At 68.8% G+C, this 22624-nt stretch carries 21 protein-coding genes; 15 read left to right on the plus strand and 6 right to left on the minus strand.

Annotated features, from left to right (window positions below; genetic code table 11):
- Nucleotides 1-62 precede the first annotated feature (62 nt).
- Nucleotides 63-941 carry a tryptophan 2,3-dioxygenase gene (locus AC06FD_RS13880; protein ID WP_478078122.1) on the minus strand — a complete coding sequence of 293 codons (879 nt, stop codon included), beginning with the start codon at nt 939-941 and terminating at the stop codon, nt 63-65.
- Between the two features lie 335 nt (nt 942-1276).
- On the opposite strand from AC06FD_RS13880, the gene pdhA reads away from it, so the two are divergent.
- The 4 genes from pdhA to AC06FD_RS13900 are packed head-to-tail and all read left to right on the plus strand — an operon-like array spanning nt 1277 to nt 5165.
- Nucleotides 1277-2359, plus strand: a complete 1083-nt coding sequence (pdhA, locus tag AC06FD_RS13885; protein ID WP_478078123.1) for a pyruvate dehydrogenase (acetyl-transferring) E1 component subunit alpha — start codon at nt 1277-1279, stop codon at nt 2357-2359.
- Nucleotides 2352-3419 (plus strand): alpha-ketoacid dehydrogenase subunit beta, encoded by a 1068-nt coding sequence (locus AC06FD_RS13890; RefSeq protein WP_259208859.1) that lies wholly within the window; start codon nt 2352-2354, stop codon nt 3417-3419. Before pdhA ends, AC06FD_RS13890 begins: the two co-directional genes overlap by 8 nt.
- Nucleotide 3420: 1 nt before the next feature.
- Complete coding sequence (locus tag AC06FD_RS13895) at nt 3421-3774, plus strand: SH3 domain-containing protein (protein ID WP_259208857.1); 354 nt, start codon at nt 3421-3423, stop codon at nt 3772-3774.
- A complete protein-coding gene (locus AC06FD_RS13900; RefSeq protein ID WP_478078124.1) occupies nt 3771-5165 on the plus strand; it encodes a dihydrolipoamide acetyltransferase family protein in 1395 nt (464 codons plus the stop codon). Before AC06FD_RS13895 ends, AC06FD_RS13900 begins: the two co-directional genes overlap by 4 nt.
- A 247-nt stretch (nt 5166-5412) precedes the next feature.
- Here AC06FD_RS13900 and AC06FD_RS13905 read toward each other — a convergent pair whose 3' ends face one another.
- Nucleotides 5413-6045, minus strand: coding sequence for an NAD(P)H-binding protein (locus AC06FD_RS13905; protein WP_478078125.1), 633 nt, complete (start codon nt 6043-6045; stop codon nt 5413-5415).
- 150 nt (nt 6046-6195) lie between these two features.
- Between AC06FD_RS13905 and AC06FD_RS13910 the strand changes: the two genes are divergently transcribed.
- Genes AC06FD_RS13910 through AC06FD_RS13920 form a run of 3 tightly spaced genes read left to right on the plus strand, consistent with a single transcriptional unit; the run spans nt 6196 to nt 8998 of the window.
- Nucleotides 6196-7758, plus strand: a complete 1563-nt coding sequence (locus AC06FD_RS13910) for a GGDEF domain-containing protein (protein WP_259208848.1) — start codon at nt 6196-6198, stop codon at nt 7756-7758.
- A gap of 48 nt (nt 7759-7806) precedes the next feature.
- Nucleotides 7807-8325, plus strand: a complete 519-nt coding sequence (locus tag AC06FD_RS13915) for an RNA polymerase sigma factor (protein WP_394164772.1) — start codon at nt 7807-7809, stop codon at nt 8323-8325.
- Between the two features lie 10 nt (nt 8326-8335).
- The gene (locus tag AC06FD_RS13920) at nt 8336-8998 is read left to right on the plus strand and encodes a hypothetical protein (protein WP_478078126.1); all 663 of its coding nucleotides are present in this window, start codon (nt 8336-8338) and stop codon (nt 8996-8998) included.
- 87 nt (nt 8999-9085) lie between these two features.
- Here the strand turns inward: AC06FD_RS13920 and AC06FD_RS13925 are convergent, their stop codons facing one another.
- Complete coding sequence (locus AC06FD_RS13925; RefSeq protein WP_259208977.1) at nt 9086-10024, minus strand: DUF808 domain-containing protein; 939 nt, start codon at nt 10022-10024, stop codon at nt 9086-9088.
- Between the two features lie 181 nt (nt 10025-10205).
- Here AC06FD_RS13925 and AC06FD_RS13930 point away from each other — a divergent pair, with 181 nt between their 5' ends.
- Both AC06FD_RS13930 and AC06FD_RS13935 read left to right on the plus strand, forming a co-directional pair.
- Nucleotides 10206-11846, plus strand: coding sequence for an ABC1 kinase family protein (locus AC06FD_RS13930; protein WP_259208976.1), 1641 nt, complete (start codon nt 10206-10208; stop codon nt 11844-11846).
- A gap of 265 nt (nt 11847-12111) precedes the next feature.
- Entirely contained in the window at nt 12112-14214 is a 2103-nt protein-coding gene (locus tag AC06FD_RS13935; protein ID WP_478078127.1) for a phosphoglycerol transferase I, read from the plus strand.
- A 72-nt stretch (nt 14215-14286) separates the two neighbouring features.
- Here the strand turns inward: AC06FD_RS13935 and AC06FD_RS13940 are convergent, their stop codons facing one another.
- A complete protein-coding gene (locus AC06FD_RS13940; protein ID WP_478078139.1) occupies nt 14287-16686 on the minus strand; it encodes a DUF3772 domain-containing protein in 2400 nt (799 codons plus the stop codon).
- A gap of 141 nt (nt 16687-16827) precedes the next feature.
- Nucleotides 16828-17076 carry a hypothetical protein gene (locus tag AC06FD_RS13945; RefSeq protein WP_259208840.1) on the minus strand — a complete coding sequence of 83 codons (249 nt, stop codon included), beginning with the start codon at nt 17074-17076 and terminating at the stop codon, nt 16828-16830.
- Between the two features lie 182 nt (nt 17077-17258).
- Between AC06FD_RS13945 and AC06FD_RS13950 the strand changes: the two genes are divergently transcribed.
- The 3 genes from AC06FD_RS13950 (at nt 17259) to AC06FD_RS13960 (ending at nt 19580) form a co-directional block, all read left to right on the plus strand.
- Nucleotides 17259-17753, plus strand: a complete 495-nt coding sequence (locus AC06FD_RS13950; RefSeq protein WP_259208837.1) for a lipocalin family protein — start codon at nt 17259-17261, stop codon at nt 17751-17753.
- A gap of 3 nt (nt 17754-17756) precedes the next feature.
- Nucleotides 17757-18968: an NAD(P)/FAD-dependent oxidoreductase gene (locus AC06FD_RS13955; RefSeq protein ID WP_449335445.1), complete on the plus strand. Its 1212-nt coding sequence runs from the start codon at nt 17757-17759 to the stop codon at nt 18966-18968.
- Nucleotides 18969-19073: 105 nt separating this feature from the next.
- The gene (locus AC06FD_RS13960) at nt 19074-19580 is read left to right on the plus strand and encodes a hypothetical protein (RefSeq protein WP_259208833.1); all 507 of its coding nucleotides are present in this window, start codon (nt 19074-19076) and stop codon (nt 19578-19580) included.
- Nucleotides 19581-19654: 74 nt separating this feature from the next.
- Here the strand turns inward: AC06FD_RS13960 and AC06FD_RS13965 are convergent, their stop codons facing one another.
- Nucleotides 19655-20089, minus strand: coding sequence for a PepSY domain-containing protein (locus AC06FD_RS13965; RefSeq protein WP_259208831.1), 435 nt, complete (start codon nt 20087-20089; stop codon nt 19655-19657).
- A gap of 138 nt (nt 20090-20227) precedes the next feature.
- Between AC06FD_RS13965 and AC06FD_RS13970 the strand changes: the two genes are divergently transcribed.
- From AC06FD_RS13970 to AC06FD_RS13980, 3 genes are read left to right on the plus strand one after another with little or no spacing between them, the layout of a single operon-like run.
- Nucleotides 20228-20530 (plus strand): PepSY domain-containing protein, encoded by a 303-nt coding sequence (locus tag AC06FD_RS13970; protein ID WP_259208828.1) that lies wholly within the window; start codon nt 20228-20230, stop codon nt 20528-20530.
- Nucleotides 20530-21192 carry a response regulator transcription factor gene (locus AC06FD_RS13975; protein ID WP_449335447.1) on the plus strand — a complete coding sequence of 221 codons (663 nt, stop codon included), beginning with the start codon at nt 20530-20532 and terminating at the stop codon, nt 21190-21192. Before AC06FD_RS13970 ends, AC06FD_RS13975 begins: the two co-directional genes overlap by 1 nt.
- Nucleotides 21189-22514 carry a sensor histidine kinase gene (locus AC06FD_RS13980; protein WP_478078128.1) on the plus strand — a complete coding sequence of 442 codons (1326 nt, stop codon included), beginning with the start codon at nt 21189-21191 and terminating at the stop codon, nt 22512-22514. The genes AC06FD_RS13975 and AC06FD_RS13980 overlap by 4 nt, the downstream gene beginning before the upstream one ends.
- Nucleotides 22515-22624: the final 110 nt, after the last annotated feature.

Consider the following 22624-nt stretch of genomic DNA (forward strand, 5'->3'; position numbering starts at 1 on the left):
CTCGCACCGTACGGCGGATGCGCTCGACAAATATGAATAGGCTTATTCGTGCACCGGCCGGATCAGGCGTCCGGCGGCATCGGGTCGTCGTTGCGGATCGTGGTGCGCACCTGGAACAGCTCCGGGAAGAAGGTCAGCTCCAGCGCCTGGCGCAGGAACCCCACCCCGCTGGAGCCGCCGGTACCGCGCTTGAAGCCGATCACCCGCATCACCGTGCGCATGTGGCGGAAGCGCCACAGCTGGAAGGCGGTCTCCAGGTCCACCAGGTCCTCGCACAGGGCGTACTCGCGCCAGAAGCGGTCGGTGTTCTGGTAGATCCGCTCGAAGACCGGATGCAGGGCATCGTCGGCCACGTGCGGCTGGCGCCAGTCGCGGCCGGTGTACGCGGCCGGGACCGGGTGGCCGAAGCGCGCCAGGTAGCGCAGGAATTCCTCGTACAGGCTCGGCGCGTCCAGCACCTCCTGCAGCTGCGCCTGGCCAGCCGGGTCGTGCGAGAACACCTGCAGCATCTGCGCGTTCTTGTTGCCCAGCAGGAACTCGATGTAGCGGTACTGCAGCGACTGGAAGCCCGAGGACGGGCCCAGCACGTCGCGGAAGCCCATGTACTCCGAGGGAGTCAGGGTTTCCAGCACCGACCACTGCTCGGTCAACTGGCGCAGCACCTGCTTGCTGCGCGCCAGTACCTTGCGGCACTGCCAGACCTCATCGCGCTGCAGGAAGCCGATCGCCGCGCGCAGTTCGTGGGCCAGCAGCTTCAACCACAGCTCGGAGGTCTGGTGCTGGATGATGAAGAGCATCTCATCGTGGTGCGGCGGGGTGGACAGCGGCTGCTGGGCGCCGAGCAGCTGGTCCAGCCGCAGGTAGCCGCCGTAGGTCAGGCGCCCCTCCAGATCGGTGTGGATACCGGCTTCGAGGTCGCGTTGGTTCTTCTCGACGGACATGGCGTGGGCCAAATGAGGGGGTCAAAGGGTAGCGCAGAGCATGCGCTCCCGGGCGGCGGGCACCCTACGCCGCCGTGTGGTGCCAGGCCTGGCCGCGATTTCTGCGCGGGCAGGCCGCCCACGGCTGCCGCCTGACCGGCCCCGCCAGCACCCGCTCATGCCCGGTTGCAGCAACTGAATACGTTGCAGTCATTGGCATTTCGCACCCCCGATGGGGTATATCGGCGTAATGTCCACCGGGACACTTGCTGCGCCGCAGGACGGCTTTTTCGTACGCCTTCCTTAACATGGCAATTCATATCATTTGTAACTTCCTGTCGAAGGTGCAGTACGCAATGACGGTTGCCGCTGAGTTCAAGATCGAATACCTCCAGTACCTGGACACGGACGGCATGCTCGTCCGCGATGACCTGCCCGAGGCGCTGCGCGACCCGCGCGCGCTGCTGCCCATGTTCAAGCAGATGCTGTTCGTGCGCGTGTTTGACGGCAAGTCGATCGCGTTGCAGCGCACCGGCAAGCTGGGCACCTACGCCGCCTGCCTGGGCCACGAAGCCGCGCACGTGGGCATTGGCGCCTCGATGCAGAAGGACGACGTGTTCGCGCCGTCCTACCGCGAGTACGGCGCGATGTTCATGCGTGGCGTGCGCCCCCGCGACGTGCTGATGTACTGGGGCGGCGACGAGCGTGGCAACGACTACGGCGGCAACGCGGCCAAGGACTTCCCGTTCTGCGTGCCGATTTCCACCCAGTGCCTGCACGCCGCCGGCGCCGCCCTGAAGTTCAAGCTCAACAACGAGAAGCAGATCGCGGTCGCGGTGTGCGGCGATGGCGGCAGCTCCAAGACCGACTTCTACGCTGCGCTCAACTCCGCCGGTGCCTACAAGCTCCCGCTGATCCTGTGCATCGTCAACAACGGCTGGGCCATCTCGGTCCCGCGTTCGGCCCAGACCGGTGCCGAAACGCTGGCGCAGAAGGGCCTGGCCGGTGGCCTGTTCTGCCTGCAGGTGGACGGCAACGACCTGATCGCGGTGATGGCCGCCATGCTGCAGGCGCGCGAGCGCGCGCTGGCCGGCGACGGTGGCACCGTGCTGGAACTGATGACCTACCGCCTGTCCGACCACACCACCGCCGATGACGCGCGCCGCTACCGCGATGACGCCGAGGTGAAGGATGCTTGGCAGCGCGAGCCGATGCTGCGCCTGCGCAAGTACCTCATCCATGCCGGTGTGTGGAGCGAGGCAGAGGAAGCGGCGTGGACCGCCGAGTGCGGCAAGCGCGTGGACGAGGAAGTGAACCTCTACCTCAACACCCCGGTGCAGCCGGTCGAGGCGATGTTCGACTTCCTCTACGCCGATCCGCCGCAGGACCTGCTGGCCCAGCGTGCGCAGGCGATCGCCCTGGAGCAGCGCCATGGATGAGATCAAGAACGGCGCCTCCGGCGCGCAGACCAACGCCGCCGACAGCGCCGCCGTCGCGCGCGGAGAACAGAGCATGACCACCACACCGATCACCCTCATCGAAGCCATCACCCAGGCCCTGGCCTGGGAGCTGGAGCACGACAAGTCGGTGCTGGTGCTGGGCGAGGACGTGGGCGTCAACGGCGGCGTGTTCCGCGCCACCGCCGGCCTGCAGCAGCGCTTCGGCGCCGACCGCATCCTGGACACCCCGCTGGATGAAACCACCATCGCCGGCCTGACCATCGGACTGGCCGCGCAGGGCATGAAGCCGGTCGCCGAAGCCCAGTTCGACGGCTTCATGTACCCGATGGTGGACCACATCATCTGCCACGCCGCGCGCCTGCGTTACCGCACCCGTGGCCGCCTGCACTGCCCGATGGTGCTGCGCGTGCCGTGGGGCGGTGGCATCCGCGCCCCGGAACACCACAGCGAAGCCAACGAATCGATCTTCACCAACGTGCCGGGCCTGCGCGTGGTGCTGCCGTCGTCCCCGCAGCGTGCCTACGGCCTGCTGCTGGCCGCGATCCGCGAGCCGGATCCGGTGATCTACATGGAGCCCAAGCGCATCTACCGGCAGTACAAGGAAGTGGTCGTCAACGACGGCGAAGCCTTGCCGCTGGACGTGTGCTTCGTGCTGCGCGATGGCACCGACGTGACCCTGGTGACCTGGGGTGCGCAGGTGAAGGAAGCGCTGGAAGCGGCCGACAAGCTGGCCGGCGAAGGCATCAGCGCCGAAGTGATCGACGTGGCCACGCTGCGCCCGCTGGACTTTGCCACCATCGCCGAATCGGTGGCCAAGACCGGCCGCTGCGTGATCGTGCAGGAAGCGCCGAAGACCGCGGGCTTCGGTGCGGAAATCGCCGCGCGCCTGGCCGAGGAATCGCTGTACGACCTGTTGGCACCGGTCGAGCGCGTCACCGGCTATGACACCCACATTCCGCTGTTCCGCCTGGAAATGAAGTACCTGCCCAGCGTGGACCGGATCGTGAGCGCGGCCAAACGCGCCATTGCGGCAGGCTGACGTGCGGGCCCGCCTCCTAGGCCCGTACCGCAGCCAGTACCCCAACCCGCTCCGGTTCCGCACCGGCCAGATCGTCGAACTCGGTGTTCGTGACGAGGAATGGCCGGCGTTTGCCTGGGTACGCACCGATGACGGGCGTGCCGGCTGGGCACCGGTGGCGTGGTTGCAGTTGCTGGACGATGGTCGCGCAGAAGCCCTGCGCGACTATGACGCCCGCGAACTGGACGTGGACAGCGGTGAACTGGTCAAACTGCATCATGAACACGGTGGCTGGTGGTGGTCCGAGCGCGCGAACGGCGCGACGGGTTGGCTGCCGGCCCGCGATCTCGAACTGCTGGAAGAGAACTGCACATGAGTGAGAACAAGAATTTCCACCTGCCCGACCTCGGCGAAGGCCTCCCCGATGCAACCATCGTGGAATGGTTCGTCAAGGTCGGCGACGTGATCGAGCTTGATGCGCCGCTGGTCTCCATGGAGACCGCCAAGGCCGTGGTTGAAGTGCCTTCCCCGTTCTCGGGCAAGGTGCTGAAGCTGGCCGGTGGCGAGGGCGACATCATCCCGACCGGCAGCGTGCTGGCCCAGTTCGAACTGGACCCGAACCTGCCGCAGCGCGCCGATGGCCAGGATACCGGCCACAGCCACGGCCACGCCGCCCCGGCCCCCACCCCGAGCACCGGCCAACCTGCGGCCGCGCACCCGGACAAGGTGGTCGCCTCCGATGACGGTGGCGAGATCGCCAAGCCCGCCGCCGAGCGCGATGACGCCGGCACCGTGGTCGGCGCGATGCAGAGCTCCAACGCCGTGCACGCCGAGCAGGCGGTTGCGGTCGGCGGGGTCAAGGCCGTGCCGGCCGTGCGTGCCACCGCGCGCAAGCTCGGCGTGGACCTCAGCCGCGTGCGTGCCACCGGCGCCGACGGCGCGGTGACCATGGCCGACGTCAAGCAGGCCGCCGCCGATGGCAGCGCGAAGATCGGTGCCGCCCCCGCGCAGGCCGCCGTTGCCGCACCCGTGGCCGCAGCGGCAGCGGCTACCCGCCCGTCCGAATCGCGTACGCCGCTGTCGGCGGCCGGCCGCCCGATGCGCACGCAGCCGCCGGGCGTGGTCGCCAAGGGCCAGCCGGAACCGCTCAAGGGCGTGCGCCGCAACATGGCCCGAGTCATGGCCGACGCGCACAGCAAGGTCGTACCGACCACGCTGAACGACGACGCCGACATCCACGCCTGGGTGCCCGGCAACGACGTCACCGCGCGCCTGGTGCGCTCGATCGTGGTGGCCTGCCAGAAAGTGCCCGCCTTGAATGCCTGGTTCGACGGCGACGCGCTCACCCGCACGCTGCACAACCAGGTGGACATCGGCATCGCGGTGGACACCGACGATGGCCTGTTCGTGCCCGCCCTGCGCAATGCCGACATGCTCGACGCGCGCGGCATCCGCGAAGGCGTGAACCGCCTGCGCGAACAGGTGGAATCGCGCTCGATCGCCGCTTCCGAGCTGAGCGGCTACACCATTTCGCTGTCCAACTTCGGCATGTTCGCCGGCCGCTACGCGACCCCGGTGGTGGTGCCGCCGTGCGTGGCCATCGTCGGTGCCGGTCGCGCCCGCCACCAGATGACCCCGGTGATGGGCGGCGTGGAAGCGCACAAGGTCATCCCGCTGTCGGTCACCTTCGACCATCGCGCCGCCACCGGCGGCGAAGCGGCGCGCTTCCTGCGCGCGATGATGGATGACCTGGCGCTGGCCAGCTGATGTGGTAACTGCCGACCACGGGTCGGCAGGCAATGAGGAAGACGACAACGGCCACCGCACGGTGGCCGTTGTCGTTTGCGGACCATGGGCCGCGCTCTCGCGATGCGGCCGCAGCGATCACCGGCAACGGCGGTCGATGGGATCCAACCACCCGGCGGGGTGCTTCGACGGCAGGGTCGGATCCCCATCCACCGCCCGTGACCCTCCGTCGCCCGGTAATGCGCGGAACTAAAACGGCGAGGGCGGATCAGGCCAACTGCGACGAATCGATCACCTGCACGCCCGGACGCGGCTCCAACGCCGCCTCCAGCATCGCCGCGACGATGTTTCCGGCCGGATTGATCCGCCACGCGCGCGGCAGCACGGGGCCGAGCGCGCCCAGTACCACGCCGGCCAGGTGTTCGCCCGTGCGCCGCTCGGCGCGCTCGCCGCCGATCAGGCCCGGCCGCACCAGGGTCAATGACGGGTAGCCCAGGCCGCGGAGGTCCTGCTCCAGCCGGCCCTTGACCTGGTTGTAGAAGATCCGCGACTGCGCATTGGCGCCCATTGCCGAGTTCAGCACGAACGCCTGCGCGCCGTGCGCCTGGGCCAGGGTGGCCACCTGCAAGGGATAGTCGTGGTCGATCCGGGCAAACATCTCGCGGCTGCCGGCCTGCTTGATCGTACTGCCCAGCGCGCAGACCACCGCATCCACCGCCCACCAGTCGGCGTCCACCGGCAGCGCGGCAAAGTCCACCACCGGGTTGAGCAGGACCGGATCGGCCACGGCCAGCGGCCGTCGGGTCGGGGCCACCACCGCGTCGCAGCGGGCATCGTCGAGCAGCTGCTGCAGCACCTGCCCGCCTACCAGGCCGGTCGCGCCTACCAGCATCACCTTCATCGCACGCTCCTGCCGTCAGATTGCCTACCATCGTGGCATACCGGCCGTGGCGGGAGGGCGCGTTCAAGCCTGCCTGCGCCGCGCCGATACTGTTCCAACCTCCCTACCGCCCCGGCGACCGACGCCGGTCATCCGCCAAGGACCTGCCGCATGACCGACCCGCACGACGCTCCTCCCAGCCCCGGCACCGCCGTGGGCCGGCTGCTGTCGCGGCGCCAGGCCGATACCCGCGTAATCGATGCGGCGAGCGCGCAGGCGCCCGGCCCCAAGGGCGGCACCAGCGCCATGCTGCAGCGCCTGTTCGCCGGCATCGACAGCCCCGAGCCGCTGCTGGCCGCCTTCGCCAATGGCATGTCCACCCTGCCCGGCGAACTCGGCGACATGGGCCTGCGCCTGCAGTCGGCCCAGCGCAGCGCCGACTGGGTGAGCTACGGCCGGGCCATGCGCCAGCTGATCGACAAGTACATCCGCACCATCGAGCAGGACAGCCCCGACGGCCAGCCCGACAGCGTGCGCCTGCGCGAGCTGCTGCGGCATACCCTCGGGGTGACCGTGGCCAGCCTGCTGCAGAACATGCCCGAGCTGAAGGACGAGCCGGTGCAGATCGCCGCCGAGCTGCGCCATTGGCATCCCGGCCAGCCGCTGCAGCCGCTGGAACTGCGCCTGCGCGAGCTGACCCACCAGATCGGCGTGCGCAGCGATGGCTGGCAGGAACAGCAGGAGCTGCTGTTGAGCCTGTTCGACCTGCTGCTGGACAACATCGGCGAGCTGCTCGACGACAGCAGCTGGCTGCACGGCCAGGTGCATGCGGTGCGCGAACTGATCGGCGGGCCGCTGGACCGCGAGTCGGTCGAGCAGGCGCGGATCAACCTGCGTGAAGTGATCTACAAGCAGGGCCTGCTCAAGCAGGGCATCAGCGAATCCAAGGCGGCGATGAAGCACCTGATGGGCGGCTTCATCGAACGCCTGGACGGCATGGCGGTCAGCACCGGCGAATACCACGACCGGATCAGCAGCTACGCGTTGGCGCTGCGCGAAGCGCGCAGCATCGCCGACCTCAACCAGCTGCTGCAGGACGTGCTGCAGGACACCACCCGTGTGCAGGAACAGGCACTGCAGGCGCGTGATCACCTGGGCAATGCCCGCCGCGACGTGGAACAGGCCGAGGCCCGCATCGCCGAGCTGGAGCAGGAACTGCGCGACGTCTCCGGGCTGGTCCGGACCGATCCCCTGACCGGCGCACTGAACCGGCGCGGGTTCGACGAACTGGTCGAACGCGAGCTGGCCCGGGCCGGCCGCCACGCACACCCGCTGGCGCTGGCCCTGATCGACCTGGATGACTTCCACCAGACCAATGCCGCGCACGGCCATGCCGGCGGCGACGCAGTGCTGCGCCACCTGGTCGCGGTGTGCCAGCTGCACCTGCGCAGCACCGATGCGATCGCCCGCCTCGGCGGCGACGAGTTCGTGCTGCTGCTGCCGGAAACCCCCGGCGCGGACAGCATGTCCACCCTGTTGCGCCTGCAGCGCTCGCTGGCCCAGCGCCCGCTGCAGCTGGACGAACAGCGCGTCCCGGTGCATTTCAGCGCCGGCGTGGCGCAGTGGCTGCCGGGCGAAAGCGCCGATGCGCTGCTGCGGCGTGCCGATGCGGCGCTGTATGCAGCCAAGCGGGTCGGCAAGAACCGCGTGCAGGCAGCGGACGCGCCACCATGATCGTCGCCGCGCTGTGATATCTGCCGCGGCGGTGCGAATCATCCCGGTATGCCCATGAAGACCACCGCCGCCGACCCGCGCACCCAGTTCTCCCGCCTGCTCGAGCAGCACCGCGGGATCGTGCTGAAGATCGCGCGCGGCTACTGCGCCCACCAGGAAGACCGGCTCGACCTGATCCAGGAGATCAGCGTGCAGGCCTGGGATGCGTTCGACGGCTTCGACCCGGCCCGCGCACGCTTTTCGACCTGGCTGTACCGGGTGGCCTTGAACGTGGCGATCTCGCAACTGCGCCGCCAGCAGCTGCGCCAGCGCCACCATGCGCCGCTGGACGAGGAGGCGTTGCCGGCCGATGGGGCCGCGCCGGCCGAACAACGGCACGCCCTGCGCCAGCTGGAAGCAGCGATACACGCCCTGCCGCCGCTGGACCGGGCGCTGATGCTGCTGCACCTGGACGACTACGACCACCGCCAGATCGCCGACATCCTCGGCATCAGCAGCGCCAACGTCTCCACCCGCCTGCACCGGCTGCGCCAGCAGCTGCGCGCGCGTTTCGACCCCACCCCCTGAGGACATGCCGATGCAGACCACCGATCCGCTCAAGCAGATGTGGCAGCAGCACGCCACCCGCGGCGATGGCGAGGACGCCGCCGCGCTGGAGGCGTGGCGCCGCCACCGCCAGCACGCCGCGCAGCGCCAGTTGTCCGCCTTCGGGGCGATGCAGGTGATGCGGTTGCTGTTCTGGCTGGCGCTGGCGATCTACTGCGGCAGCATCTGGTGGCCGCGGCCACCGCTGGCGGTCATGCTCAGCGCGATGGCCCTGCATGCCTACTGCGTGGCGGTGATCATCGCCAGCGCGGCACGCTTGCACCTGCGCCGGCAGCTGCATGCCGACCAGCCGGTGCTGGACCAGTCGCGGCAACTGGCGGCGTTGCGCCTGCAGACCGCCGCCGGCGAACTGCTGCTCGGCCTGCCCTGGTGCTGGCTGTGGCTGGCGGTGCCGGTGCTGGTGGCCTGGCAGGCATGGGGCGTGGACCTGTCGGTGTTTGCCACGCGCTGGTTGCTGATCTCGCTGATGGCCGGGGCGGCGCTGATGACCGCCCTGCTGGTCCTCGCGCGGCGCTGGCATCGGCGCGATCCGCAGTCGCCACGCCTGCAGCGCGCCCTCGACGCCTTGTCCGGTCGTCGCCTGGCCCGCGCGCGTGCGGAACTGGATGCAGTGCGCGCCTGGAAGGCCGACTGACCCGCCGCGCGCTTGGATAGCGTCACCGCACAACGGACGTGCGCCGCGACGGCCAGCGCCGCCGCGCCAGGCGCGGCGCCGCCACCCTCAATGCGCCGCTTGCTTACCGCGCAGCTTCTGGATGCCGGTCACCGCGGCCAGCACGATCGCGCCGGCGACCACGCCGACCAGCATGTTGCCCACGGCGTTGACCAGCCAGCCCCAACGGCCTTCGCCACCAAGTTCCAGCACCAGGTGGTGCAGGGCCGGCACGTTGTGCACCAGGATGCCGCCACCCACCAGGAACATCGCCGCCGTGCCGGCCACCGACAGGAATTTCATCAGCCACGGCGCGGTCACCAGCAGCCCACGGCCGATCGCCGCCAGCGCCGCACCCTTGCGCGACAGGTACAGGCCGACGTCGTCCAGCTTCACGATACCGGCCACCAGGCCGTACACGAACACCGTCATCGCCAGGGCGATGATCACCAGCGCGGTGACCTGGTTGAGGAACGGCGACGCGGACACCACGCCGAGTGACAGCACGATGATCTCGGCCGAGAGGATGAAGTCGGTACGCACCGCGCCCTTCACCTTGTCCTTCTCCCACGCGACCATGTCCACCTTTTCATCGGCCAGCGCCTTGAGCCGCGCGGCCTTCTGCTGGGCATCTTCTTCCTGCGAATGCAGGAAGCGGTGCGCCAGCTTCTCCACGCCTTCGTAGCAGAGGAACGCGCCGCCGATCATCATCAGCGGCACCACGATCGGCACCGGGTAGCCCTTGCCGCGCAGCCAGGCCTCCAGCGCGCTGATCGCCAGCGCGGCCGGCACCAGGATCGCCTTGTTGACCAGCGAGCCCTTGGCCACCGCCCAGACCACCGGCAGTTCGCGGTTGGCGTTGACCCCGGTCACCTGCTGCGCGTTCAGCGCCAGGTCGTCGCCGAGCACGCCGGCGGTCTTCTTGGCCGCGACCTTGGTCAGGACCGACACATCGTCCAACAGCGCGGCAATGTCATCGAGCAACGCAAACAGGCTGGCACCGGCCATGGCAATCCAATAGATCAAGCGGGAGCGTGGATTCTGCCCGATCCGGGGTGTGGGGCGGTAGCGGCCGGCGGATTCACCGGCCCACCACCCCCTCCCGGCGACACTGCCGGTGATCCCTTTGCTGGAGCCCTGCTTGAATACCACGCCTGTCGCCCCCGGTACGCCGTCGCTGGTCAAGGGCATGAACCGCCGCAGCCAGATCCTGCGCCTGCTGCTGCGGTACCGCCATTCGGGGGTGTTTTCGGGTATGAACCTGGATGCGCGGGCGATGCAGGACCTGCCGCCGGAGGGCAACCCGGAGCAGTTCGTCACCGACCTGGAATCGCTGGGCCCCACCTTCGTCAAGCTCGGCCAGATGCTCTCCACCCGCCCGGACATGGTGCCGGTGGAGTTCGCCACGGCGCTGGAGCGGATGCAGGAGAAGGTCGCGCCGATCCCGGTCGAGCGCATCTCCACCATCATCGAACAGGAACTGGGGGCACCGGTCTCCAAGCTGTTCGCCAGCTTCGACCCGGTGCCGCTGGGCTGCGCCTCGATCGCCCAGGTGCACCGCGCCCAGCTGCATGACGGCCGCGAGGTGGCGGTCAAGGTGCAGAAACCGGAGGTGGCCGCCCAGCTGCGCTCGGACCTGGAGGTGCTGCGCAGCTTCGCGCTGGCCGCCGACCACCTCACCCAGGTCGGCCGTCGCGTGCGCCTGCGCGACTGGCTCAACGAGTTCGCCAAGACCCTGATGCAGGAGCTGGACTACCAGGCCGAGGCCGAGAACCTGCAGCGCTTCGGCCAGCACCTCAAGCCGTTCAAGCCACTGTGGGTGCCGCAGCCGATCTGGGACTACTGCAGCCACCGCGTGCTGACCATGGAGCTGGCCCACGGCGTGCGCGTGGACATGATCCCCGACGTGCGCCGCACCGAGCAGCCGATGGCACCGCTGGCGGCGGCGCTGATCCGCGGCTATGTCGACCAGATCTTCGTGCACGGCGAGATCCATGCCGACCCGCACCCGGGCAACCTGCGGGTCACCCCGGAGGGGCGCCTGGCGATCTTCGACCTGGGCATGGTCGCGCACATGCCGCCGCGGCTGCGCGAGCGCCTGCTCAAGCTGCTGTTCGCCGCGGTGGACGGGCGCGGCGAGGAAGTGGCCGATGAGATCATCGGCATCAGCACGCGGCTGGAATCCTTCGACGAGGAGCGCTACCTGCGCGAAACCGGGCAGATGATCGCCCGCTACGCCGCCAACACCAGCTACTCCGAAGGCCGCGTGGTGCTCGACCTGGTCCGCATCGCCACCGCCAGTGGCCTGCGCACGCCGCCGGAGCTGAGCCTGCTCGGCAAGGCCCTGCTCAACCTGGAAACCGTCTGCCGGCTGCTGTCGCCGGACCTGGATACCCGCCGTATCGTGGAGAAACAGCTGCAGCACGTGATGCGTGCGCGGCTGAAGAAGTCGTTGTCGGCGGCCAACCTGGCCAGCGAGGCGATGGAGATGCAACAGCTGCTGCGCGAAGGCCCGCGCAAGATGTCCGACATCCTCGCGCTGCTGGCCGAGAACCGCCTGCAGATGAAGGTGACCGGGCTCGAAGAATCGCGGTTGATGGAGAACCTGCAGAAGATCGCCAACCGCGTGTCTGCCGGCATCGTCACCGCGGCGCTCATTCTCGCCGCGGCGATGATGATGAAGGTGGAGACAGGCTGGCACCTGTTCGGTTATCCGGCCATTGCCTTCATGCTGATGTTCATCGGGGTCTTCCTTGGCCTCGGCATCGTGCTGAGCGCCTTGATCTTCGATCGTCGCGCACGTTCGAAGGAAGAGCGCGGGCACCGCTGACGCGCAGCGCGCGCATTCACCTCCTGCATCGATTACCGCTGCTGCGCTGCAAGAACGCGTGTCTTCCTTCACGCTCGTTTTACACCTTGAAACACGGTGTGTTGTAACGCATCGGCGGTGTTGCCAAACAAACATTTCAGTCAGGTTCGTGCATGCATGATCGGGCCATCGGCTTGTCATGCAGGTGTGGTTGGACAGCCGGTCGGATGGGAAATACGTCGTCATGGCGTCCATCACCAACTGTCCTTCGCTACCGATACCGCCGATGCTCTGGATCCTGCTGCTGTCTCTGTTGCTGCTCACCGGGTTGCTGCTCGCCTCGCGCAAGTGGATATGGTGGAAGGCCAGCCTGATGTCGCTGCTGCTGGTGCTGCTGAGTTCGTGGTGGTTGATCAACAAGCTGTCCGGCGATGGCCTCAACGCCGCCACGCTGTACCACCTCGGCGCGGACATGGAAGGGGCCGGCGTCGCCGACTTCAAGGGCTACATCGCCGCCTACACCGCGCTGCTGCTGGTCTCGCTGCTGCCGCTGGCGCTTGTTCGCGTGCAGCGCTGGCGCCGCATCGAACACGGCAAGGCGGTGTTCGGCGGGTTCATCGCGATGTGGCTGGTGGCAGTGCTGGTGAGCCCGCTGTACAGCGACGGGCAGCGGCTGTACCAGCAGACCCGTCCGGTCGATTACAGCGTCATCGCGCCGGAATACCGCGTGCCGCAACAGGCGCTGGCCAAGCCGCGCAACATCGTGTGGATCTACGGCGAGAGCCTGGAGCGCACCTACCTGGATGCGTCCACCTTCCCGGACCTGATGCCCAACCTCAACCGCCTCGCCGGCCAGGCGCTGGATGTGCGCGGCCTGGTGTCGGCCGAGGGCGGCGGCTGGACCATCGCAGGGCTGGTGTCGTCCATGTGCGGCGTGCCGCTGACCACCGCCAAGGACGACGAGAACAGCATGGGCCGCATGGGCAGTTTCCTGCCTGAAGCGGTCTGCCTGGGCGACTATCTCAAGCAGCAGGGCTATACCAACCACTACATGGGCGGCGCCAACGGGCAGTTCGCCGGCAAGGGCCAGTTCCTGGCCACGCACGGCTTCGATGCGGTCGACGACCTGGCCTGGTTCAAGCAGCAGAAGGTGGCACGCTCGCACTTCTCGCCGTGGGGCGTGCACGACGACGTGCTGCTGGACAAGGCCTACGACCGCTTCGTGCAGCTCTCCAAACAGGGCCAGCCGTTCATGCTGACCACGCTGACCATGGACACCCACCACCCGGCCGGGCACCTGCCCTCGGCGTGCAAGCGCACCCGCTACCAGAGCGAGTACGGCAACATCGGCATGCTCAACGCGCTCAAGTGCACCGATGGGCTGATCTCCAAGCTGGTCGACCGCATCCAGGCCAGCCCGTACGGCGACGACACGCTGATCGTGATCGCCTCCGACCACCTGGCCATGCCCAATGATCTCAGCCACATCCTGGCCAAGCAGAAGCGTGAGAACCTGCTGCTGTTCCTGGGCAAGGACATCGCACCGCGCCAGTTGGCCACCACCGCCGGCTCCACGCTGGATTCCGGTGCCACCCTGCTGAGCCTGATCCAGCCGGACATCAACGCCATCGGCTTCGGTCGCTCGCTGCTGGACCCCAAGCGCACCGACAGTGCCAGCGCGGCCGCGCTGCGCGACAACGGCAAGGACTATCCGCGCTACCTGGCCTTTTCACGCTCGCTGTGGCTGGGCGACAAGACCCGCCAGCTACGCATCGACGACGACAACCAGGTGGTGATCGGCCTGCAGCACGTGCAGCCGCCGGTGCTGCTGGAGTACGACAAGCAGTTCGACCTGAAGTCGGTGTACCTGGAAAACACCTCCAAGCAGTTCGACCTGGCCGACCCGGCCAACACCCTGGCCTACGTGGACCGCTGCACGGCGTTCGAGGACGGCTCGGCCGACGGTGACTGGTGCGCGATGCTGGTCAACCGCGACAAGGGCATCAAGCTGTACCGCGACGACGCCCTGCGCGACGGCTTTGCGGTGGATGGCCCGCTGGAGCCGTTCAGCGGCCCGCGCCCGAGCATCCGCCAGGCGCACATGATCACCCAGAAGGGCCGCCGCACCCGGGCCGGCCAGTACATGCTGCAGTTCGTGGCCAAGCAGTCGCCGGACCGTGGCTTCTGGATCGAGGCGGTGTCCTCGCAACGCAAGGTCGTGGTGGCCCAGCAGTGGGTGCAGCCGGATGCCGAAGGCCGCATCAGCGTGCCGTTCGGACTGGACCATGAAGTGGACGACCTGGAGATCCGTGCGTGGTTGAACCATGCCGAGAAGCTGGCCGTGGACAACGTCGCCCTGGTCCCCTCGCGCCGCGGCAACCGCGGCTGATCGTGCGGCGCGAGTGCCGGCCAGCGGCCGGCACCCCGCGCGTGCGGTCGCGACCGATGGCCGGTCGCCCGCTTACGCCTCCGGTTGCGGCGGCGCGGTGGGATCGCGGACCAGGTGGATGTCGGTCGGCGAAGACAACGCGATGCCGGCGGCGGCGAACTTCTGCAGCATGGTGAAGTACAGGTCGCTGCGTACGCCGTACACCGCGCGCGGGCCGGAGACGTAGGCGAAGCTGTTGATCGCGATCTGGCCGTTGGCGATCGAGTCGATGAACACCGACGGCGCCGGTTCGGCCAGCACCGCCACATGCTCGGCGTAGCTGTCCAGCAGGATCTGCCGCACCGAGGCCACGTCGGTACTCAGCGGTACCGAGAACTGGATCTGGATGCGGCCCTGCGCATTGCCCATCGTCATGTTGCGGATGGTCTTGGTGATCAGTTCGGAGTTGGGCACGATCAGCGTGGACTTGTCGCCCACCTGGATCTCGGTGGAGCGCACGCTGATCCGCTTGATGTCACCTTCCTGGTCACCCAGCTTGACCCAGTCGCCGATCTTCACCGGCCGCTCGGCCAGCAGGATCAGGCCGGAGACGAAGTTCTGGGTGATCGCCTGCAGGCCGAAACCAATACCCACCGACAGCGCGCTCACCACCAGCGCCAGCTTCTCGAAGCCGATGCCCAGCGCCGTCAGGCCCCACAACACGGCTGCGATGATGCCCAGATAGCGGGTCACGGTGCTGATCGAGTTGCGCGCGCCAGCGTCCAGGTCGGTCTTGGGCAGGTAGGTGTTGGTCAGCCAGTTCTGGAAGGCCTGCATCACCGCCCACACCACCAGGAAGGCCAGCACGGCGTACACCACGCTGCTGGGCCGGAGTGTGGTGGTGCCGATGGTCAGCCCGTTGGACAGCGAGTCCATCGCGCCGAAGAACGCGTTGAGGTTGCCGAACGGGGCGGTCAACGCCAACACCGCCAGCAGGATCACGCCGATGCGCAGCACCGCCGACAGCAGAACGCCGGCCTGCTCCACCTTGGCGTCGTTGAGCCCGGTGGTCAGCACGATGCTCTGCCCCACCCGGCTGGTGGGCGACAGCACCCACAACGACAGATCGTCGGCGAACTTGAGCAGCAGCGACGCCGCCAGCAGCACCACCGCGCCCCACACCAGCTGCTGGGCCACGAACAGCGCCAGGTTGAGGTAGCCCAGCAGCGTGGCGATCACCGCCGCGGCCACCACGATGTGGCCGGCCAGGCGTGCCAGCACGATCCAGCCACTCCTGCGCACCGGGGCCTTGGGTTGCTTGGCGCCGGCATCGGCCTGCGCGTCCAGCTTGGCCTGGGCCTCGTCGGCCTGGCGCCGGTGCAGGCGCGCCAGCGAGACCAGGATGGCAATGATCAGCGCCATGTAGGTGATCGCGATCAGCCCGTCCACCGCCACCGTGGTGATCTCGCTGGTGCGCGAGGCGCGGTTGATCTCCACCAGCAGGATGCTGAGGAAGGTCAGCCCGGCGGCGCCCCAGGCGTACTTGCGCAGGCGCCAGGCCGCGCTGTCATCCAGGCTCAGCAGGCGCCACGACGGGCGCTTGGGTACCAGCAGGCAGGCGCTCAGCGCAGTGATGAAGGCCGCCACGAAGGTGGCCACCTGGAAGTGCAGGGCCAGCTGTTCCAGCCGCGGCGGGATCGCGCCGATGTTCTCCAGCGAGGCCACCAGCACGACCGCCGCGAAGCCGGGCAGCAGCGTGCCCACCGCCAGCAGCCACACCGCCAGCCCGGAACGGCGCAGGCGCCCGTCCGGCGCGCGTTCGGAGGCCGCATAGCGGCGCCCGGCCGCGCGCAGCCACAGCCGCAGCGGGAAGAACATCAGCAGGGCCAGCGCCAGCCCGGTCAGCGGCGCCGCCCAGCCGTGTTCGGCGATCGCCTTGCGCGCCGTGGTTTCACCCTGGCGGTACAGCGATGCCAGCCGCCCGAGGTCGGCCGGGACGTGGGTGGCGAACTGCCGCCACAGCGACGGCGACAGCGGCGAATTGACCTTGCGCGCCAGTTCCTCGCTGAACTGGCTGACCCGCATCTTCTCGATGTCCGCGCCCACCTGCCTGGCATCGCCGGCCAGCAGCTTGGCCCGCGCGATCGCCGAGGCGATGTCGCTGCGCTGCTGGTTCAGGGTCTTGCGCTGCAACGCGATGTCGCGCGCCTCGACGGTGCCCTCGGGCACATCGCCGAGTTGCGCCACGCGTGCGTCCATCTGATCCAGTTGCGGCTGCAATGCGTTGCGTGCGGCATCGGCATCGCGCTGCACCGCCAGTGCGCGGTCGGACAGGGTCTTGAGGGTGTCGCGGGTATCGGCATCGTCCAGCGACGCCTGGATCTGCTTGAGGTCCTTGCCGGCCTGCGCCAGCTGCGCGATCGGGTCCGCATCGACCGCATCGTCGCCCTGGGCCAGCGCGACCGGTGCCATGCCCAGCCAGGCACACACCATCAACCCGGCCAGCGGCCGCAGGAAAGAGGAAAAAAGACGGGAAGACAAAGCCGGCACACCACGGGGTTCGCGCGGACCACCGCGCCTGCGCGAACTATAAACCGCGCCCCGTTCAGAGCAGGTGTGCGGCCCCGGCCGGCCTCAGTACTTGAGCCTCAGCTCCTCCACCTGCGGCTGCAGCCGCGCATACCAATCCTGGAATTCCTCTTCGCTGATCTCGTCCGGCGCATACACCGCCACCGGGTCCCAGGCATGATCGGTCGGCAAGGGCTGGCGCGGGCCGGCCCGCAGCGAGTAGGTCGCCCCGTCGTAGTCGAGGACCTCCTCCACCGCATCCCAGCGCTCGCGCGCAAACGTGGTCTCGCTCGTGAGCAGGATCACCTGGTACATCCGCACCTCCATCGCATTGAATACCGGCGCACGGTGCGCCTGGCCCCAGCATAGCGCCGCGCCCGCGACCGGGGCGCGCCACGCCGGCAACGCAGCGTTCTCGACACCGCCATCGCCCCGGCTTCACCCGCCCGTGGCAGGGGCCCCGGCATGGTTGGGACCTCTTCCACCGCGCGCCTTCGATGAACACCCACGCCGACCTCAAGACCGTCCCCGATCTCAAGCTGCCGCGCTATCTGGGCACCTGGTACGAGATCGCCCGCCTGCCGATGAAACACGAGCCGGAGGACTGCACCGATGTGTCGGCGCATTACAGCCTGAAGGACAACGGCCACGTGGCCGTGCTCAACCGCTGCCGGCTGGGTGACGAGATCGAGGAAGCCGAAGGCGAGGCCTGCGCGGTCGACAACGACAGCGCGCGCCTGGAAGTCAGCTTCCTGCCGCGCGGGCTGCGCTGGATTCCCTTCACCAAGGGCGACTACTGGGTGATCCAGGTCGCCCCGGACTACAGCGTCGCGCTGGTCGGCAGCCCGGACCGCAAGTTCCTCTGGCTGCTCTCGCGCACGCCGACGCTGGATGCGACCGTGCAGGAGCACTACCTGGCCCAGGCGCGCCAGCAGGGGTTTGACCTGACCCCGCTCATCCACACCCCGCATACCGGCCGGCCCACGGCCTGACCCATGGACCTGAAAAGCGGGTATCCGTTCTGGGCCATACGCAACGGCTTGATGCACGCCTTTCCGCCCCTGCAGCAGGACCTCCACTGCGAGGTGCTGGTGGTCGGTGGCGGGATCAGCGGCGCCTTGATCGCCAACGAGCTGTGCGCCCATGGCCACGACGTGGCGGTGATCGAGCAGCGCGACGTCGGCTGGGGCAGCACGGCGGCCAGCACCGCGCTGCTGCAGTACGAGATCGATACCCACATGATCGACCTTGCCCGGCAGTACGGCGAGAACGCCGCAGTGATGGCCTACCAGGCCTGCGCCGATGCGATCCCGGCGCTGCGTGCGGTGGCCGGAGCCTTCTCCGGCGTGGACTGCCAACGCATGCAGAGCCTGTACTACGCCAGCAAGCGCGGCCACCATGCCGTGCTGCATGAGGAATTCCTGCTGCGCCAACGACATGGGTTCGACGTGCGCTGGCTGGAGGCCGACGAGGTGCAGGACGCGTTCGGCATCCGCGCACCCGGCGCGATCCTCAGCGCACTTGCCGCGCGCGTGGACCCGTACCGGCTGGCCTATCGTCTGCTGATGCGACTGCAGAAGCGCGGCTGCGGCGTATACGACCGCACCGTGCTCGATACCCTCACCCCCACCAGCCGCGGGGTCACCGCGCGCACGCCCGAGGGCGTACAGATCCACTGCCGGCATGTGGTCATGGCCGCCGGGTATGCCAGCCAGCACTGGCTCAAGCCGTCGGTGGCGCGCAACCGCAGCAGCTATGCCTTCATCACCGATCCGATCGATCCCGACCAGTTGGGCCCGCTGGCGCAGACCATGCTGTGGGAGTCGGCCCGGCCGTACCTGTACCTGCGCGCCACCGGCGACCATCGCCTGCTGGTGGGCGGCGAGGACGATGCGATCGACATCCCGGCCCGGCGCGACCGCCGCGTCCAGGCCAAGGCCGGCACCCTGCTCAAGCAGGTGGCCAAATTGTTCCCGCACCTGCCGCTGCAGCCTGCCTTCTCCTGGGCCGGCACGTTCGCCGAGACCAAGGACGGCCTGCCGTTCTTCGGCGCACACCCGCAGTGGGGGCCGCGGGTCCTGTTCGCGATGGCCTACGGCGGCAACGGCATCACCTACTCCATGATCGGCGCGGGCGTGTTGCGCGCCCAGATCGAACGCCGCCGGCATCCGCTGGCGGCGCTGTTCGGGTTCGGACGGCTGGAGTAAAGTTCCCCCAGGGTCGGTGCCATGACAGGCATCGTTCAAGCGGCCGGTGCTAGCGTCAGCGCTGTCGGCCGCACTGCCTGCCGCCAGCCCGTTCCGGAGCCCCACATGATCCGCTCGCTATCGCTGCTGCTGTGCCTGCTTGCCCCCGGCGTCGCCCTGGCCCAGTCCGCGGCCGGCGCGACCGGCCCGCAGTCGGCCACCGACCTCAACCTGGCCCTGCCGCAGGCGCCCATGCAGTACCTCGGCGATGCCTCGCTGCGCGGCGACCCGCCCGGCACCTTCTATGGCGACAAGAGCGGCCGCCGCCTGAGCGATCGCGGCGCCGCCAACGGCATCGCCGAGGTCACCGACGACAAGCTGCGGGTCAACGGCAGCCTCACCACCGGGATCGGCTATTCCAAGGAAGGCGGCAACTCGCACTACAACGCCGCCGAGATCAACCTCAACAAGAACTACACCACCGACGAGGGCAAGACCCACAACATGAACCTCAACATCCGGGTCAGCGAGGGCAAGGGCCCTGGCTTCTATGGTCCGTATGGCGGGTATGGTGGGTATGGCTACGGCCCGGGCCCGGGCTATTGGGATTATCCGCCGCGCGGCGGCTGGTAACCCGCACCCGCGGTGCATCCCGCAACGGCCGGTCTACCGGCCGTTGTCGTTTCCGCGCGCCGGGTCGGGCGCGCTCAGTCCCACCAGCCGTCGCGCTTGCTCGACAGCACCCGGCCGTCATGGCCGCTCATGCGCACGTCCACGCGCTGGTTGCGCGCGTTGCGGGCTTCCAGCGTCCAGGTCGCACCATCGCGCTCGAACGACTCGATCTGGCGGAAGCCGGCCTTCTCGGCCAGGGCCAGCACCTGCCCGGCATCCAGCAGGGCGCGGTCGCTGCGCGGGTCGAAGATCTCGCCGCTGGCCGGATCGATGATCACTTCTTCGACGCTGCCGTCGGCGCGGCGGACATCGGCTTCCCACAGGCCGTCGTCGCGCTCCAGTTCGAGCACCTGGGTGTAGCCGGCGGCGTGCAGCTTGGCCTGCACCTGGGCAGCGCCCAGTTCAGCAGCGAAGGCGGGGGCGGCCAGCAGCGTGGTAGCCAGGGTGGCGGTCAGGATCAGCTTGTTCATCAGGGGGCTCCAAAGGGGCCGGTCGTTCCCGGCGCCGCCAGTCTGGCAAGCGCGCTTAAGCGGACCATGAGCCCGGTTGTTAGCCACTGTTTAAGCAACCGGCGTATACCGTTGGCATCCCCCCTGAGCCCGTCGCGCATGCCCATCGCCCCCACCCTGCTGCTGCCCCTGCTGCTGGCGCTTGCGCCACAGGCACCCGTGCACGCGCAGGAAGGTGGTAGCCGGCAGCAGGAGGCCGTGCGCCAGGCGGTGCGCCAGGGCCGGTGGGTGCCACTGCAGCAGGTGGTGGCCGACGCGTTGCGGCGCTACCCCGGCAAGCTGGTGGAGGTGGAGCTGGAGGATGGCAAGTACGAGATCGAAATCCTCGGCCCCAACGGCGTGGTGATGGAGCTGGATTACGATGCAGCCACCGGCCGCCTGCTGAAGATGGAAGAAGATTGATGCGCATCCTGCTCGCCGAAGACGACGCGCTGCTGGCCAGCCGCCTGCAGCAGCTGCTCGAAGAGGCCGGCTACCTGGTGCTGCACGCCGCCGAAGGCCGCCTTGCCGAAGAGTTGGGGCAGATCGAGGACATCGCCGCGGCGGTGGTCGACCTCGGCCTGCCCGGGCTGGACGGCCTGAGCGTGATCGAGCGCTGGCGCCAGGCCGGGCGCGGCTTTCCGGTGCTGGTGCTCACCGCGCGCGCGCGCTGGCACGACAAGCTGGCCGGCTTCGATGCCGGCGCCGACGACTACCTGACCAAACCCTTCCAGCCCGAAGAGCTTCTGCTGCGCCTGCGCGCACTGATCCGGCGCAGCGCCGGCCACGCCAGCCCGCGCCTGCAGTGCGGCCCGCTGCTGCTGGACGTCAACGCCGCGCGCGTGGAACTGGATGGCGAGCCACTGCACCTGAGCCCGCAGGAATACCGCATCCTGAGCTACTTCATGCACCACCCGGACGTGGTGATCAGCCGCTCGCGGCTGGGCGAGCACGTCTACGACGCCGGCTTCGACCCGGACTCCAACACGCTGGACGTGCTGATCGGGCGGATCCGCCGCAAGCTCGGCAGCGAGCTCATCCACACGCATCGCGGGCAGGGCTTCCGCCTGTCGGCCCAGCCATGAACACCAGTTCGCTGCGTACCCGCCTGCTGCTGGCCGGTGGCGTGGGCCTGGTGCTGGTGTCCGCGCTGGCCACCTGGTGGCTGGGGGCGATGTACGAGCGCTCGGCGCGCACCGCGATGGACCAGCGCCTGGGCAACGAGCTGATCGCCGTGCTCGCCCTGGCCGAGAGCGATGCGCAGGGCCGCCTGCAGTTGCGCCGCGACCTGTTCGACGAGCGCTACCAGCGTGTGTTCTCCGGTGCCTACTGGCAGGTACAGGACGCCCACGGCCGACCGCTGGGCCAGTCGCGTTCGCTGTGGGACGAAACCCTGCAGCTGCCCGCGGCGCTGCACACCGGGCCCGCGCAGGGCTATGACACGCGCGGCCCACTGGATATGCCGCTGCGCGCCCTGGCCCAGCAGGTCACCCTGCCGCGGGTGCCGACGCCCTTGCGGGTGGTGGTGGCCACCGACCGCAGCGACCTGGACGCGCAGGTCAGCGCCTTCCGCCAGCGCACCGCGCTCGCCCTGGCGGTGCTGATCGCCTTGTGGTTCGCGGTGCTGGTGACCCAGGTGCACTACGGCCTGCGCCCGCTGGCCGAGCTGGGCCGCATCGCCGGCCAGGTCCGCAACGGCGAGAACGTGCGCTTCCCGCAGCAGGGCCTGGTCAAGGAAGTGGCCCCGCTGGCCGCGCAGCTCAACGACCTGCTCGATCACCACCAGCGCATGGTGGTGCGCGCCCGACGCAGCGCCGAAGACCTCGCGCATGCCCTGAAGACGCCGCTGACCGTGCTGATCACCGAGGCCGACGGCGATGGCAGCGACTGGCGCCAGACCCTGCGCAGCGAGACCGCGCGGATGCAGGCCAGCATCGAGCGCTACCTGGCCGCCGGCATCGGCGCCGACAGCCAACAGCGCACCGCCGTCGCCCCGGTGATCGATGCGCTGTGCACGCTCATGCAGCGCGTGCACAACGAGCGCGGCCTGGTCTTCGCCCAGGACCCGCATGCGCAGGGGCTGTTCGCCGGCGCGCGCGAAGACCTGGAGGAGATGCTCGGCAATCTGCTGGACAACGCGGGCAAGTGGGCCGCCCACCGCGTGTCGATCCGTGTTCGCCATATCGACGCCACCCTGCGCATCGAGGTGCAGGACGATGGCCCCGGCCTGCCGGATGCCGACCTGCAGCGCGTGCTCGAACGCGGCGTGCGCCTGGACCAGCGCGCGGCCGGCAGCGGATTGGGTCTGGCGATCGTGGCGGACATCGCCGAGAGCCATGGCGGCACGTTGGTGCTGGCCAATGCCGAACCGGGACTGCGTGCGACGTTGACGTTGCCGGCAGGATGACAAACGCCCCGGTAGAGCCGACCGTTGGTCGGCTGCCGCCGCCTGCGTGCGACGTTGACGTTGCCGGCAGGATGACAATCACCCCGTAGAGCCGACCGTTGGTCGGCTGC

This window comes from Stenotrophomonas sp. Steno-Z1, from assembly GCF_056393175.1.